Genomic DNA, 14,034 nt, shown 5'->3' with positions numbered 1-14,034 from the left:
CGCCCGGGCCCTCGCGCGACTGGAACAGTCCCACGGTCCGGGCATCCCCGAAGATCCCGGAGTTTTCCATGGAAGCACTGACCGAACTCGTCGGAACGGTGGGCGAGTACGTCTGGTACGTCGTCTTCGCCGTCCTCATCGGCGTGGGCCTGTACCTGACCGTCCGCACCAAGGCCATCCAGCTGCGCGGCATCCCCGAGATGTTCCGCGTGCTCACCGATCCGGCCGGTGAGGAGGACGGGCGCAAGGGCATCTCCTCGTTCCGCGCATTCACGGTCTCCGCAGCGGCTCGCGTGGGCACGGGCAACATCGCCGGCGTGGCCATCGCCATCACCCTGGGCGGACCCGGTGCCGTGTTCTGGATGTGGATCATCGCCGCGATCGGCGCGGCCAGCGCGTTCGTGGAGTCCCTGCTGGGCCAGCTCTACAAGGTCAAGACGTCGGACGGCTACGTGGGCGGCCCGGCGTACTACATGGAGCGCGGGCTCAACAAGCGCTGGATGGGCGTGCTCTTCGCGGTCATCATCACCGTGACCTACGGCTTCGTCTTCAACTCCGTGCAGTCCAACTCGATCGTGGACGCCGTGGCCGGCTCCTTCAACGTGGACGTCACCGAGGGCCAGAACATGTGGCTGCGCGTGGTGCTGGGCCTGGCCCTGGTGGTCATCACGGCACTGGTGATCTTCGGTGGCATCCGCTCCATCTCCGCGGTGACCCAGATCCTCGTGCCCGTGATGGCCGTGCTGTACCTGGTGCTGGGGCTGCTCGTGGTGGTCCTGAACATCACCGAGATCCCCGCCATGTTCGGCATGATCATCGAGGGGGCGTTCGGCATTCGCGAGTTCATCACGGGTGGTCTGATCGGCGTGATCATCCAGGGCATGAAGCGCGGTCTGTTCTCCAACGAGGCCGGCATGGGCTCCGCCCCGAACGCCGGCGCCACCGCGTCCATCTCCCACCCGGCAAAGCAGGGCTTCGTGCAGTCCCTGGGCGTCTTCTTCGACACCATGCTGGTGTGCTCCATCACCGCGTTCATCGTGCTGCTGTCCAACCCCACCTACGGGGACCAGCGCCAGGGTGCGTCCCTCACGCAGACCGCGCTGGGCATGCAGCTGGGCGAGTGGGCCGTGCACTTCCTGACCGTGGCGATCTTCCTCTTCGGCTGGTCCTCCGTGATCGGCAACTACTACTACGGCGAGTCCAACATCCGCTTCATGACCCGCTCCCGCGTGACCATGGGCGTCTACCGCTTCGCCGTGCTGGTGTGCGTGTTCATGGGCGCGGTGCTGGCCCTGGACCTCGTGTGGTCGCTCGCGGACCTGTTCATGGCGATCATGGCCACACTGAACCTCATTGCGCTGGTGATGCTCGCAGGTGTGGCGGCCAAGGTGCTGCAGAACTACATGGAGCAGCGCAAGGCTGGCGTGGAGCCCGTGTTCAAGGCGGGAGACATTCCCGGCATCCACGGCCTGTCCGCGTGGGACGGCACGGACACCGTGACCCTGCCGATCTTCTGGGAGCAGCGCACGCAGGAGAGGAACACCGCCCGCGGCTGAACCCTCCCGCGGGCGCACGGCGGATCCGTCCGCACCGGATCACGACGCCGCCCGCTCCCGTCCATGACGAAACCCCCGGTCGCTGCCGGGGGTTTCGTCATGTCCTGCAGGGTGTGCAGGGCGGGTTGCGGTGCTGTGGGAGGCCGCCCAGCGGCGTCGTCAGGAGGAGGACTTGTCCTCGCCGAGCTCCCGCTTGACCTGGACCTCCATGGCGCCGGTGAGGGCCTCGTTGTCCGCGGGGGACTCCTCGGTGGCGTCGCGCAGCTGGTTCTCGTTGTACGCGGTGAACTCCTTGGTCTCGTCACCGCGCTTGGTCATGAGTGCGCGGATGCGGGTGCGGCGCCCGGCTTCCACACCGATGGCCTCGCGGTTGCGGAACCACCAGATGAACATGACGACCACCAGCACCATGCCCACGTAGCCGATCACCGGGTACACCACGCTCATCAGCGTGCCGAAGCCCACCAGGCTGATCACGTAGCCCAGGACGCAGATGCCCAGGAACACCGGGACGTAGCGCTTGCGGTGGTTGACCGTCATGCGGCGGCCCAGCGCGTAGAACATGCTGATGGTGGTGTTGTAGATCATCAGGAAGGTCACGAACACCATGGCCAGGGAGGCCACCGGGTGCATGCTCTCGAAGAGCTTGAGCATGGGCACGTCCGCGTCCCCCACGGCGTCGAAGTTCACGAGCAGCGCGAACGCGTTCATCACCAGCAGGATGGTGTAGACCACGCCACCCAGCAGGCCGCCGCGCCCGGCGTCGCGCGGGTCCAGGGTGTTGCCGCCGATCATCAGGGACATGGACACGCCCAGCATCAGCGCCATGCAGGTGTAGTTGATCGCGGAGAGCCACCACGGGCTCACGGGGGAGTCGGCCTGCACGGCCAGATCGCTCATGGCACCGAGGTCCACGGGAAGCTGCATGAGGGTGTAGACGAACGCGACGATCACGGCCACGAAGATCACCGGGGTCACGGCGGAGATGATGTTGGTGACCTTGTTGACGTCCAGCAGACCGGTGAGCATCACGATGGCCACCATGATCGCGGAGCCGATCCACGCCGGGAGCCCGAACTGCTGCTCCAGGGTGGAGCCCGCGCCGGCGAGCATCACGATGCCCATGGCCAGCAGGGTGAGGGACACGGAGATGTCCAGGAAGCGGGAGACCACGGGGGCGGAGACGGAGCGGAACACCCCCAGGTGCTCGTCGGCCAGGAAGTAGCTGCCGATGTTGATGATCACCGCTCCCGCCGTGATCATCAGGATGCCCGCCACGACGGCTCCCGCGAGCCCCCAGAGGCCGAACGAGACGAAGTACTGGATGACTTCCTGGCCCGTGGCGAAGCCGGCGCCCACCATGAGGCCGATGAAGGCCAGGGCGACTTGAAGGGTTTTCTTGGCGGACACGAGAGCATCTCCTCGAGGGGTGGGTGAATGTCGTGGTGCGCACGCCGCGGCGTGACAACCTGTCGGGCCAAGCATAGAGAATGCGCCGGAGCCGGACCGCCCGGGCCCCGCGGCGGTGGGATACTCGAGGGCGGGCGACGAGTGGAGGGAGTGGCCGTGGTGCAGCAGTGGCAGTCGGATCTGGAGGCCTGGGCGGCGGGGTGGAACGCGGTCGAGGAGGACGCTTCGCCGGGCGAGGTGCGGGCGTGGGACGGCGCCCTGCCCGGTGGGCGCGGTGACGGTGCGGTGCTCGTGTGCGAGCCCGGGCAGGCGGAGGAGGTTCGGGCCGCGGCGCGGGCGGCGGGCCGGGAGGTGCTGGCCACCGAGGTGCTGCTGAGCGGTGACGTCCAGGAGCTGGACCGCGGGCTGGGCTTCCCCGGGGATGCCGGGATGTTCGACGCCCCCATGGGGGACCACCTGCGCTTCGAGGTGGACGAGTGGGGCCGCCCCGTGGCGCACTCGACCCTCTCCGTGCAGGGGGAGGTGGCGTTCATGGGGCCGGTAGTCGCGGGCACCGCCGAGGACCGGGACCCCGCGGAGGTGGTGGACCCGCTGGTGTCCGCGATGGCCAACGAGGCGTTCCTGGCGGACGCGCAGCGGCTCTACGCCGTGGTGCCCGAGGACGACGTTCCCGGGCTTGAGCCCCAGGGGTGGCGGCGCGCGGCCGCCGTGCTGCGGCTCTCCTGAGCGGGTGGCACCACCACAGCGCGCCTGAGCGGGCGCAACCACCAGTGCGCGCCTGAGCGGGCCGCACCAGCAACGCACGCGTGCGGGATGCCCGGGCACCCCGGGGCCGCGTCAGTCCTGCGGATCCCCGGGCGCGGGGTACCGGTCCGGGAAGCTGCGGTGCAGGTTCTCCCGGGCCACGGACGTGAGGTTCTCCAGCGGCAGCCCCGCGGGGCACACCTCTGTGCAGTCCCCCAGCAGGGAGCACGGGCCGAACTCCCGGTCCGCGGCGTCCAGCACCTTGGCGGCGCGCTCGTCACGCTCCTCGGGGGTCTTGGCCAGCGGCGGCAGGTGCTTGAGCATGGTGCCCACGAACAGCTGCCCGGAACCGTTGGGGCACGCGGCGATGCACGCGCCGCAGCTGATGCAGCCCGCGGTGTTCAGCGCCTTCATGGCCACCGGGAACTTGGCCTCCTTGGACACGCGCCGCAGGGACTTCTTGTCCACGGCGAGGTCCTTCGTGACGGGCAGTGCCCCGGCGCGCAGGGGCTCGATGAAGACCTCGTCCCCGTCCCGGTAGGCGTTCAGGGACTGCATGCACGAGGCCCTGTTGCGGTCCGGGCCGTGCGGCACGCCGTCCACGGTCACACCGCACTTGCCGCAGATGCCCTCGCGGCAGCCGTCGTCGAAGCTCACGGGCTCGTCCCCCTGGCGTTCGAGTGTCTCGTTGACGGCGTCCAGCAGCTCCAGGACGCTCATGTCCTCGCGGGCCTCCACGGGGTGGACGGTTTCGAAGCCCCCGGGGGTGCTGGCGTCCGCCTGGCGCCACACGTGCACGGTCAGCAGCATCAGCGCACCACCTTGAAAGATACGGCCAGGGGAATACTCGCGTTGCCCACGGCGACGACGGCGCCCACGGCCTTCGCGGCGACATCCACCCGGTGCACGCGCCGGGCCGTGGTCGTGAGCCCGGTGTCCAGTGCGGCCGTGCGCAGCCCGTGGACCATGTGCCCGGCCAGCGCGGCCATGGAGGCCGTGTAGAACACCGCCACCACGGGCCGGGAGAGGCTGCCCACCAGGTTCCCGTAGGCGTCCCCGTGCTCGAAGGACCGTGACGCCGCCGGGCGGGTGCCCGTGGTCAGGTCCAGCACGTGGTAGGTCACGAACAAGCCGAGCACGGCGCCCGTGGACCGCATGGAGCGCGCGATCATTTGGGGGACCGAGCGGCGTCGTCCCCGAGGGCGCCTGCGGGGGGCGCCGGCGTCGAAGCGGCCCGGGAGGAGGGCACCGTCGAACGGGGCGCGACGGTAAACCTGCGCTGTGCCCGTCATCTGCCTGGGCACGCCCATGGGCCGTCCGGGCAGCGCGAGGCGGGGGCGCCGGTCCACCACCGTGGCGACCTGCCGCGTGACCTGCCGGACGGTTCCCGCCACGGTGCGTCCCTCGGCGCGCCAGGCCCGCAGGGTCAGCTCCGTGCCGGCGGCCACGTGGGTGGCCGTGCTCGCGAGCAGCCCGATCCGCGCCGCCCACAGCAGGGTGTTCGCGGGCAGGACCGGCGCGCCCGCGTGGCGCAGCAGCAGCGCGTAGCGGTTGTACCGCTCCCGCCCCAGGTAGACCTGCATGTTGCCCGCCATGTGTCCCACGGTGAACACGCTCAGCACGGTCCCGGAAGCGGCCATCGCGAGTTTCAGGTCTGCGTTCGACGCCGCTCCCACCGAGGCCTGCCACGCGCCCGAGGTCGCCGGGGCGGCGTCGTCGGCGGTGGCGGGTGCGGCCCGGCGCGTCGGCGGCGCAGCGGTCGGTGCGGTGCCCTGGCGCGAGGGAGGGGTGGCGGGGTTCATCACTGAGCCATCTTAGAAGCTCCCCGGGAGGGCCATCAGTTCCCGGGGTCACACGCGGTCATGCCCGTTGCGCACCGGACACGGCACCCACCCCGGGGGTCGCACGACGCCGCTAGGGCGCGATCCGCGCCCACGGCCCCGCACGTCCAGACCGGGGCGGGCAGACCGCGCCGCTCTTGAGGTGCCGGCCGTGGTGTGTGAGCGTGGAGACCATGCAGCCCGGATACGACCACCTCGCCGAGGAGTACGTGCGCGCGTTTTGCACCAAGTTCAGGAGTGCGTCATGAGCGGCACGGCCAAGGAGTGGGGCACGCTGGCGGAGCTGTGTCTGGTGCTGGCGGGGATCCCGCTGGCGGTGATGGCTCCCCAGGTGCTGTGGCAGGTCTTCGGGGAGCGCCGGGCCACCGGGCCGCTCACCCTGCTGGCGCAGTTCCTGGCCACGTGCGTGGTCCTGGTGGTGCTCATGCTGGTGGACACGCTCGTGGACGCCGCGTTCCTGGCCCTGACCCGGAACACAGTGGCCACCCAGATCTGCTCGGCCGCTGTGTTCGTGCTCGTGATTGCCGCCCTGTTCTCCGTGTGGGTGCCGTGGTCCGTGGGGCTCGTGCTCGCGAGCGCCGCCTCGGCCCTGCTGGTGCTGCTGTTCTCGAAGCTCACGACCGAGCGGTACAAGGGCTTGCTGGAGCGGGACAGCTGAGCGCGGAGCCCCGGTGTGAACATCCGCCGGGATGTGCGGGAGGCGCGGCAGACGGCGTCCCGCTAGCCGTCCCCGCGGCCCCGCCAGTACCACGGGCCGGTCTGCCGTCCGCTCAGTCCCCCGTGACTCCGTCGAGCGCCTCCCGCAGCAGGTCCGCGTGGCCGCAGTGGCGGGCGTACTCCTCGATCATGTGGGTGATCACCCAGCGCGCGCTCATGTCTCCGCCAACGGGCCGTTTCACCGGGGCGTCCAGCGGGTTGGCGTGCTCCGCGGCGAAGAGGACCCACCGCTGCCGAGACGTCTCCACGGCTGAGGACCAGAGGGACCGCAGCTGCGCGGCGTCGTCGTCCGGGGCCGAGTTCCAGTCCCAGTCGGGGTCCTGCTGCCACTCCACCGCATCCCACGGTGAGCACGGTTCACGCCCGCCGAGCACGTGGCAGAACCAGTGGTCCTCCACGTAGGCGAGGTGTTTGAGCATCCCGCCCAGTGTCATGGAGGTGGGCAGCGGTCTGCTGTGCAGCTGTTCCGTGCTCAGTCCCTCCGTCTTCCAGCGGATCGTCGCACGCAGGAAGTCCAGGAACCCGAACAGGGTGGTGGTCTCGTCTCCGCGCTGGGGCGGTTCTGGGCGGCCATGCTCGTCCACGGCGGGTGATGTCATGCGGCTCACACTAGGCCTCGGGGCGCCGGACCGCCGTGTGCCACACCGGCGGACGACGCCGCTCGGCCCCGCGGTCCCGCCCCGCGCGTCGATTGCGCCAGCCCCGCGGCGTCGTGGTGCGCTGGTGCAGCGCCCGGGCCGTCGTGCGCAGTTGTTACTCCAGAGTCGACATGATGCCCCGAACCGGTGTTGCCCCGATGTGACGCGGCCTACAGTGACAGTGCAGCCCACATGTGAAGTGCACATCCGAACACGCTGCGAAGGAGCAACCATGAAGGTTTTCGGTCACGCAGAGCCCGGTTCCCCGGCGGAGGAGATGGACGTCGACCGCCCGGCCCTGGAAGGGACGGACGTCATTGTCCGGGTCACGCACTCGGGGGTGTGCCACTCGGACGTGCACTGCCAGGACGGCTACTTCGACCTCGGCGACGCCGGCCACTACGAACTGACCGCCGCGGGGGCCCAGTACCCGGTGGTGCTCGGCCACGAGATCGTGGGGGACGTGGTGGCCACCGGCCCGGACGCCACCGTGGAGCCCGGTGACACCAAGTACATCGTCTACCCCTGGATCGGCTGCGGCGAGTGCCAGGCCTGCCGGGAGGACCGCGAGAACTACTGCAGCGGGAAGAAGCGCAACCTGTCCGTGCAGCGCAGGGGCGGCTACGCCGAGGAGGTGCACGTTCCGGGGGAGCGCTACCTGATCCCGCTCGGGGACATCGACCCCTCCTTCGGCGCCACACTCGCGTGCTCCGGACTGACGTCCTTCTCCGCCGTGCAGAAGATCATGCCGGTTCCTGCGGACAAGCCCGTGGCCGTGATCGGCGCCGGCGGCGTGGGGCTCATGACCATTGCCGTGCTCAAGGCCCTGGGCCACGAGAACATCGTGGCGGTGGACATGAGCCAGGCCGCACTGGAGAACGCCACCGCGGTGGGCGCCTCCGCGACCGTCACCGTGGGCGGGGAGAACCTGGTCAAGGACATCGTCGCGGCCGGCGGGGAGAAGATCGCCGCGGCCATCGACCTGGTCAACAACGGGGACACCTCCAGCGCCGCGCTGTTCGCCATGGCCAACGGCGGCACCCTGGTGAGCGTGGGGCTGTTCGGCGGCCAGTACTCGTTCCCCACCGCGCTCGCGGCGTTCAACCTGCTGAACATCCGCGGCAATTTCGTGGGCAGCCTCCCCGAGCTCAAGGAGCTCGTGCAGCTCGCCCAGGACGTGGACCTGCCCCGGCCGCCCATCGTGGAGGTCCCGCTCAGCGCCGAGCAGGTCAACGCGTCCCTGGAGGGACTGCGCAACCGCACCGTCAACGGCCGCGCGGTGCTCGTGGCGGACTGACCTGCACCGGGCCCCGTGCCCACCGCGCACGACGACGACGTCGCCGCCCCGATCTCACCGGGTGGCGACGGCGTCCCCGCACCCGTGCGCGGAACGCACACGCGGGGACACCGCCAGTGTGGCGCCGCGCCCGGGTCGCCCTGCTCCGGGTGGACGGCCGCGTGGACGGCACGGCGTGCATGGCGCCAAGGGACCGGACGACGCCGCACTGGGCCGCCCGGCGTCGTCGTCCGGGGTGGTGTCAGAGCAGGCCGGAGGTGAGGCGGCAGATGTTCTCCACGTACTTGCGCCCCAGGGAGCGCTGCTCCCACGCGGCCACGTCCAGGAGCGTGGAGCACGCCGTGAAGTCCTCGACCACGCGCTCCATGCGGGCGCGGAACTCCCGGTCCACGATCATCACGGAGACCTCGAGGTCCAGGGCGAAGGAACGCTCGTCCATGTTGGAGGAGCCGATCACGGAGACGATGTCGTCCACGAGCACGAACTTGGCGTGCAGCACCGTGGGGGAGCTGTAGCGGTAGATCTCCACACCGGCGCGCGCCAGCTCGGAGTAGTACGAGTTCTGGGCGTGCTGCGCGAGGAACTGGTCAGAGGTCTCCCCCACGAACAGCTGGATCTGCACCCCGGCCTGCGCCTCCGTGGTGAGGGCGTGGAGCAGGGACTCGTCCGGCACGAAGTACGGGCTGGAGATCACCACCCGGCGGTTGGCGTTGTAGATCAGGTGGTTGAACAGCCGCAGGTTGTTCTCGGTCTCAAAGCCGGGTCCGGAGGGGACCACCTGCGCGTACGCGGGCCCGGGGCTCGGCTCCAGGGCGGAGGGGGACTCGTCCAGCAGCAGGTCGTCCGTCTCGGAGTACCAGTCGGAGACGAACACGGCGTTGAGCTCCGTGACCACGGCGCCGGTGCAGCGGATCATGAGGTCACGCCACTGGCGGCCCTTCCGGATGTTCTTCCGCTTGTTGTACGAGCGGTGGATGATGTTCTGCGAGCCCGTGTGGGCCACCCGGCCGTCCACCACCAGGATCTTGCGGTGGTTGCGCAGGTCCGGGCGCTGCCACTCCCCGCGCCACGGGCGGATGGGCAGCATGCGGCGCCACGGCACACCGCAGCGGTCGAACTCCTTGACCAGCTCGGCGTAGCCCGGGTAGCCCAGGGAACCCACGTGGTCGATGAGGATGCGCACGCGCACGCCGCGCTCGTGGGCCCGGATCAGGGCGTTGAGCAGGTCCCGGGAGACCTGGTCCACGGCCACGATGTAGAACTCGAAGTGCACGTAGTCCGTGGCGGCGTCCACGTCCGCGGCCATCCGCGCCATGTTCTCGTGGTTGTCCGGGAGGATCTCGAAGTCGTTGCCACCCACCATGGGCAGCGCACCCAGGTTCTGGTTGAGCTCCGCCGTGGTGCGCACCCACTGGGGGTAGCGCTCCAGCTCGCGGCCCACGGCCACCCCCGGGGGAGTGTTCTCCTGGATCACGTGGTTCATCCGAGCCTGCTGCTCCATGCGCTTGCGCGGCAGGCGGGCGGAGCCGAGCACCAGGAACAGCACGATCCCCGCGTACGGCACCAGCAAGATGGCCAGCAGCCACGCGAGCGCCACGGAGGGGCGGCGCCGGTGCGGGATCCAGCCCAGGGCCACGATCTTGAGCAGCAGGTCCAGCCCCGCGAGGGCCACCAGGATCCACTCGGGCAGGGTGTCCGCGGGCAGCAGGTTGAAGGGTATCCAGGGGCTCACGGGAGTGGCTCAGGGGCGCGGCAGGCGGTAGGAGTCCTCCGAGCCGTCGGAGGGCAGGGGCTGGAACCCGCACCGCGCGAGGACGTGGTGTGCGGGGTGCTCGCCCGTGGGCACCGAGGCCTGGACCGCGCGCACGTCGGGATCCTCGAAGGCTTCCTCCAGCAGGGCGCGCAACCCCTCGGTGGCGAGCCCCTGGCCCCGGTGCTGCGGCACCAGGGACCCCTCGACCTCGAGCTCGTGGTCCATGGCGGGACCGGTGAACCCTGCCGCGCCGATGACCTGGCCCGAGGAGCGCTCCACCACGGCGCGCTGGGCGCACCGTGACTCGGTGAAGAAGTGCTCCCCGGCGGCCAGGGCGTCCCGCGCCCAGTCCTGGTTCTGCGCGGAGGGGAAACCCCGCGCGAAGTGGGGCAGGGAGGTGCCCGAGGCGACGGCCTCCAGCTCGTCCGGCGTGAACGGCCGCAGCTCCAGCCGTCGTGTGACTATCGGGGCCGGGGGCTCGGCGCCCGGCAGCTCGTCCAGCATGCCCATACCTTCCGGGGTCTCTCGTGCCGCCCGCGTGCTCGCGGGGATCAGCCGAAGTGCCGCGGCAGCGTGGCCTCGTGGGCCGTCCGCAGCTCGTCCAGCGGCACCGCGAACTCGCCCTGGACGTCCAGGGAGCCGTTCTCGGTGTCCACCACGCCGATCCTTGCGAAAGGATAGTTGCGCACGGTGCACATGTCCCGGAAGCGGACCTCCTCGGAGCGGGGCACGCTCACGACGGCGCGCGCCTGGGTCTCGGAGAACAGCAGCGTGAACAGGTCCAGGCCGTCACGCTCGGCCACCTCGCCGAGGCCGATGCGGGCGCCCACGCCGAAGCGCAGGGCCATCTCGGCGAGCGTGGCGGCGAGCCCGCCCTCGGCGACGTCGTGCGCGGCGTCGATCATGCCGTCCCGGGACATGTTGATCAGCATGTCCGCGAGCACGCGCTCCTGGTCCAGGTCCACGCGCGGGGGCGTGCCGCCCAGGTGGCCGCGGATGCGCGCCCACTCGGAGCCGTCCAGCTCGTCCGCGGTCTCTCCCATGAGGTAGACCGCCTGGCCGTCCTCGCGCCAGCCCGAGGGGGTGCGGCGCGTGACGTCGTCGAACACGCCCATCATGGCCACCACCGGGGTGGGGTTGATGGCCACACCGCCCGTCTGGTTGTAGAGGGACACGTTGCCGCCCGTGACGGGCACGCCGATGGCCTGGCAGCCGTCCGCGAGACCGCGCACGGCCTCCGCGAACTGCCACATCACGTCCGGGTCCTCGGGGGAGCCGAAGTTCAGGCAGTCGGAGACCGCCACGGGGCGGGCGCCCGCGGTGGCCACGTTGCGGTACGCCTGCGCGAGCGCGAGCTGGGCACCGTGGTACGGGTCCAGGCGGGTGTAGCGGCCGTTGGAGTCGGTGGACAGGGCCACGCCCAGGTTGCTGCGCTCGTCCACGCGGACCACGCCGGCGTCGTCGGGCATGGCCATGGCCGTGTTGCCCTGCACGTAGCGGTCGTACTGGCTGGTGACCCACTCCTTAGAGCACAGGTTGGGGGAGGCCATCAGCTCGAGCAGCGCGGGGCCGAGCTCCGCGCCGGACGGGCGCGCGGCGTCCTCGGGGGAGCCGGTGAAGTGCGCTTCCTGCAGGGCGTCCTGGGACTCCGGGCGGGCATAGGGGCGCTCGTAGACGGGGCCGTCGTGGGCCACGGTGCGCGGATCCACGTCCACGATCACCTCGCCCTGGTAGTCGATGACCAGCCGACCGGTGTCCGTGACCTCGCCGATCCACGAGTACTCCACGTCCCACCGGTCCATGACCGCCTCGAAGGCCTCGACCTTCTCCGGGGTGACCACGGCCATCATCCGCTCCTGGGACTCGGACATGAGGATCTCACCCGGGGTCAGCGAGGGATCGCGCAGCAGCACCTCGTCCAGGTTCACCCGCATCCCGCCGTCCCCGTTGGAGGCCAGCTCGGAGGTGGCGCAGGAGATGCCCGCCGCCCCGAGGTCCTGGATGCCCTCCACCAGGGAGGACTTGAACAGCTCCAGGCAGCACTCGATGAGCACCTTCTCCGCGAAGGGGTCACCCACCTGCACGGCGGGGCGCTTGGAGGGCTTGGAGTCGTCGAAGGACTCCGACGCCAGCACGGACGCGCCGCCGATCCCGTCACCGCCGGTGCGCGCTCCGAAGAGCACCACCCTGTTGCCCGTGCCGGAGGCGTTGGCCAGGCGGATGTCCTCGTGGCGCATCACGCCCACGGCCAGCGCGTTGACCAGGGGGTTGCCCTGGTAGCAGGGGTCGAACTCCACCTCGCCGCCGATGTTCGGCAGCCCCAGCGAGTTGCCGTAGCCGCCCACGCCGGCCACGATCCCGTGCACCACGCGCTGGGTGTCCGGGTGGTCGATCGCGCCGAAGCGCAGCGGGTCCATCACGGCCACGGGGCGGGCGCCCATGGAGATGATGTCCCGCACGATCCCGCCCACGCCCGTGGCCGCACCCTGGTAGGGCTCCACGTAGGACGGGTGGTTGTGGGACTCGATCTTGAACGTCACGGCCCAGCCGTCCCCGATGTCCGTGACACCGGCGTTCTCCCCGATGCCCACCATGAGGTTCTGGCGCATCTCCTCCGTGACCTTCTCGCCGAACTGGCGCAGGTGCACCTTGGAGGACTTGTAGGAGCAGTGCTCGGACCACATCACGGAGTACATGGCCAGCTCCGCCGCGGTGGGACGGCGGCCCAGGATTTCCTTGATGCGCTCGAACTCGGCCTCGTTCAGGCCCAGCTCGGCCCAGGGCAGCTCGGTGTCCGGGGTGGAGGTGGCGTGCTCCACGGTGTCCAGGTTGAAGTGCGTTTCACTCATGACGTCTGCGGGTCCCTTACGTGAACGGGTGGGGCGTGAGGTGCGCTCACGCCGGTTCGTGGTGGCTGGTGGGTGCTGCGCGGCGGCGGTGGCCCGCTGGCGGAGGAGGGGCGGTTGGCTGGCGGCGCGGTGCGGCACGACGACGCCGCCCAGGCACGCGGCGTCGTCGCCCGTCAGCTGGTCAGGCGCTCCAGGACGGAGACGAACACGTCCAGCCCGTCCGTGCCCTCGCGCATCCCCACGGCGCCGGCCCCGGAGAGGTCCGCGCCGAAACCGGGCTCCACGGCGTGCTCGGGGTGCGGCATGAGCCCCACCACGTTGCCCTGCGCGTTGGTGATCCCGGCGATGTCGTTGCGGGAGCCGTTCGGGTTGCCGCCCGTGTAGCGGAAAACCACGCGGTGCTCGGCCTCGAGCTCGTCCAGGGTGCGCTGGTCCGCCACGTACTGACCGTCCTGGTTCTTCAGCGGCACCACGATCTCCTGGCCGGCCGTGAAGCGACCGGTCCACGCGGTGTCCGCGTTCTCCACGCGCAGGCCCTGGTCCCGGCAGATGAACTTCAGCTGCTCGTTCTTGATCATGGACCCGGGCAGCAGGTGCGCCTCGGTGAGCACCTGGAAGCCGTTGCAGATGCCGAGCACGGGCATCCCGCCGTCCGCGCTCGCCGCGTCCACGATCTTGTCCATGAGCGGGGCGAAGCGCGCGATCGCACCGGCCCGGAGGTAGTCACCGTAGGAGAAGCCGCCGGGCAGGATCACCGCGTCCACGCCCTGCAGGTCCTCGTCCGCGTACCAGAGCGGCACGGCGGTGCCGCCGGCGATCTCCACGGCGCGGGCGGCGTCGCGGTCGTCCAGGGTGCCGGGGAAGGTCACCACGCCCACGCGCACGGCAGCGAGGCGGGAGTCCGGGGCGGGCTGGGAAAGGTCCGCCACCAGGGGGGTCTGCTCGGGGCTCAGGTTCTGGGCCACGCTCAGTGCTCCTCGGGCAGTGCGCTGACGTTGACCACGTCCTCGATCACCGGGTTGGAGAGCAGCTTCTCCGCGGCCTCGCGCGCCTGGGCGAGCACCTGCTCGGTGGCCTCGCCCTCCACGGTGAGCTCGAAGCGGCGGCCCTGGCGGACCTCGGTGAAGCCGCTGAGACCGATGCGGGGCAGCTCGTTCGCAATGGCCTTGCCCTGCGGGTCGAGGATCTCCGGCTTGGGCATGACGTCGACGACGATTCGGGCCATGGAA

Annotated in this window: 13 protein-coding genes; 4 read left to right on the top strand and 9 right to left on the bottom strand. The window is 70.5% G+C overall.

Annotated elements, in window-relative coordinates:
* Positions 1–68 precede the first annotated feature (68 nt).
* Complete coding sequence (locus HMPREF2833_RS06495) at positions 69–1,556, top strand: alanine/glycine:cation symporter family protein (RefSeq protein ID WP_070637015.1); 1,488 nt, start codon at positions 69–71, stop codon at positions 1,554–1,556.
* 159 nt (positions 1,557–1,715) lie between these two features.
* On the opposite strand, the gene HMPREF2833_RS06490 is transcribed toward HMPREF2833_RS06495, so the two are convergent.
* Positions 1,716–2,966, bottom strand: a complete 1,251-nt coding sequence (locus HMPREF2833_RS06490) for a YkvI family membrane protein (RefSeq protein WP_070637014.1) — start codon at positions 2,964–2,966, stop codon at positions 1,716–1,718.
* Positions 2,967–3,122: 156 nt separating this feature from the next.
* Between HMPREF2833_RS06490 and HMPREF2833_RS06485 the strand changes: the two genes are divergently transcribed.
* On the top strand, positions 3,123–3,692 hold the full coding sequence (locus tag HMPREF2833_RS06485; RefSeq protein ID WP_135010707.1) for a hypothetical protein: 570 nt from the start codon (positions 3,123–3,125) through the stop codon (positions 3,690–3,692).
* 111 nt (positions 3,693–3,803) lie between these two features.
* Here HMPREF2833_RS06485 and HMPREF2833_RS06480 read toward each other — a convergent pair whose 3' ends face one another.
* Together HMPREF2833_RS06480 and HMPREF2833_RS06475 are read right to left on the bottom strand one after the other, a co-directional pair.
* Complete coding sequence (locus HMPREF2833_RS06480; RefSeq protein WP_070637012.1) at positions 3,804–4,520, bottom strand: succinate dehydrogenase/fumarate reductase iron-sulfur subunit; 717 nt, start codon at positions 4,518–4,520, stop codon at positions 3,804–3,806.
* A complete protein-coding gene (locus HMPREF2833_RS06475) occupies positions 4,520–5,512 on the bottom strand; it encodes a succinate dehydrogenase/fumarate reductase transmembrane subunit (RefSeq protein ID WP_070637011.1) in 993 nt (330 codons plus the stop codon). The genes HMPREF2833_RS06480 and HMPREF2833_RS06475 overlap by 1 nt, the downstream gene beginning before the upstream one ends.
* Before the next feature lie 283 nt (positions 5,513–5,795).
* On the opposite strand from HMPREF2833_RS06475, the gene HMPREF2833_RS06470 reads away from it, so the two are divergent.
* Positions 5,796–6,209, top strand: a complete 414-nt coding sequence (locus tag HMPREF2833_RS06470; RefSeq protein WP_019309884.1) for a hypothetical protein — start codon at positions 5,796–5,798, stop codon at positions 6,207–6,209.
* A gap of 112 nt (positions 6,210–6,321) precedes the next feature.
* On the opposite strand, the gene HMPREF2833_RS06465 is transcribed toward HMPREF2833_RS06470, so the two are convergent.
* Positions 6,322–6,876, bottom strand: a complete 555-nt coding sequence (locus HMPREF2833_RS06465) for a DinB family protein (RefSeq protein WP_019309885.1) — start codon at positions 6,874–6,876, stop codon at positions 6,322–6,324.
* Positions 6,877–7,138: 262 nt separating this feature from the next.
* Here HMPREF2833_RS06465 and HMPREF2833_RS06460 point away from each other — a divergent pair, with 262 nt between their 5' ends.
* Entirely contained in the window at positions 7,139–8,203 is a 1,065-nt protein-coding gene (locus HMPREF2833_RS06460) for an alcohol dehydrogenase (RefSeq protein ID WP_039101628.1), read from the top strand.
* Between the two features lie 241 nt (positions 8,204–8,444).
* Here the strand turns inward: HMPREF2833_RS06460 and cls are convergent, their stop codons facing one another.
* The 5 genes from cls to purS form a co-directional block, all read right to left on the bottom strand.
* The gene (gene cls, locus HMPREF2833_RS06455) at positions 8,445–9,935 is read right to left on the bottom strand and encodes a cardiolipin synthase (protein ID WP_039101629.1); all 1,491 of its coding nucleotides are present in this window, start codon (positions 9,933–9,935) and stop codon (positions 8,445–8,447) included.
* A 9-nt stretch (positions 9,936–9,944) separates the two neighbouring features.
* Positions 9,945–10,460 carry a GNAT family N-acetyltransferase gene (locus HMPREF2833_RS06450; protein WP_052239310.1) on the bottom strand — a complete coding sequence of 172 codons (516 nt, stop codon included), beginning with the start codon at positions 10,458–10,460 and terminating at the stop codon, positions 9,945–9,947.
* A gap of 47 nt (positions 10,461–10,507) precedes the next feature.
* Positions 10,508–12,805 (bottom strand): phosphoribosylformylglycinamidine synthase subunit PurL, encoded by a 2,298-nt coding sequence (purL, locus tag HMPREF2833_RS06445; protein ID WP_059281620.1) that lies wholly within the window; start codon positions 12,803–12,805, stop codon positions 10,508–10,510.
* Positions 12,806–12,978: 173 nt separating this feature from the next.
* The gene (purQ, locus tag HMPREF2833_RS06440; protein WP_070637010.1) at positions 12,979–13,770 is read right to left on the bottom strand and encodes a phosphoribosylformylglycinamidine synthase subunit PurQ; all 792 of its coding nucleotides are present in this window, start codon (positions 13,768–13,770) and stop codon (positions 12,979–12,981) included.
* A 2-nt stretch (positions 13,771–13,772) separates the two neighbouring features.
* A complete protein-coding gene (gene purS / locus HMPREF2833_RS06435; RefSeq protein WP_019309891.1) occupies positions 13,773–14,030 on the bottom strand; it encodes a phosphoribosylformylglycinamidine synthase subunit PurS in 258 nt (85 codons plus the stop codon).
* Positions 14,031–14,034 lie beyond the last annotated feature (4 nt).

It is taken from the genome of Kocuria sp. HMSC066H03, from assembly GCF_001812045.1.
GTDB classification, from domain to species: domain Bacteria; phylum Actinomycetota; class Actinomycetes; order Actinomycetales; family Micrococcaceae; genus Kocuria; species Kocuria rhizophila.
This window is presented reverse-complemented; position numbering and strand designations above follow the sequence as displayed.

Excerpts from the sequence above, each read along its gene's own strand:
- HMPREF2833_RS06495 (WP_070637015.1), top strand. The coding sequence starts at position 69 with ATGGAAGCACTGACCGAACTCGTCGGAACGGTGGGCGAGTACGTCTGG.
- HMPREF2833_RS06480 (WP_070637012.1), bottom strand. The coding sequence starts at position 4,520 with ATGCTGCTGACCGTGCACGTGTGGCGCCAGGCGGACGCCAGCACCCCC.
- HMPREF2833_RS06475 (WP_070637011.1), bottom strand. The coding sequence starts at position 5,512 with ATGAACCCCGCCACCCCTCCCTCGCGCCAGGGCACCGCACCGACCGCT.
- HMPREF2833_RS06470 (WP_019309884.1), top strand. The coding sequence starts at position 5,796 with ATGAGCGGCACGGCCAAGGAGTGGGGCACGCTGGCGGAGCTGTGTCTG.
- HMPREF2833_RS06460 (WP_039101628.1), top strand. The coding sequence starts at position 7,139 with ATGAAGGTTTTCGGTCACGCAGAGCCCGGTTCCCCGGCGGAGGAGATG.
- HMPREF2833_RS06450 (WP_052239310.1), bottom strand. The coding sequence starts at position 10,460 with ATGCTGGACGAGCTGCCGGGCGCCGAGCCCCCGGCCCCGATAGTCACA.
- purL (WP_059281620.1), bottom strand. The coding sequence starts at position 12,805 with ATGAGTGAAACGCACTTCAACCTGGACACCGTGGAGCACGCCACCTCC.
- purS (WP_019309891.1), bottom strand. The coding sequence starts at position 14,030 with ATGGCCCGAATCGTCGTCGACGTCATGCCCAAGCCGGAGATCCTCGAC.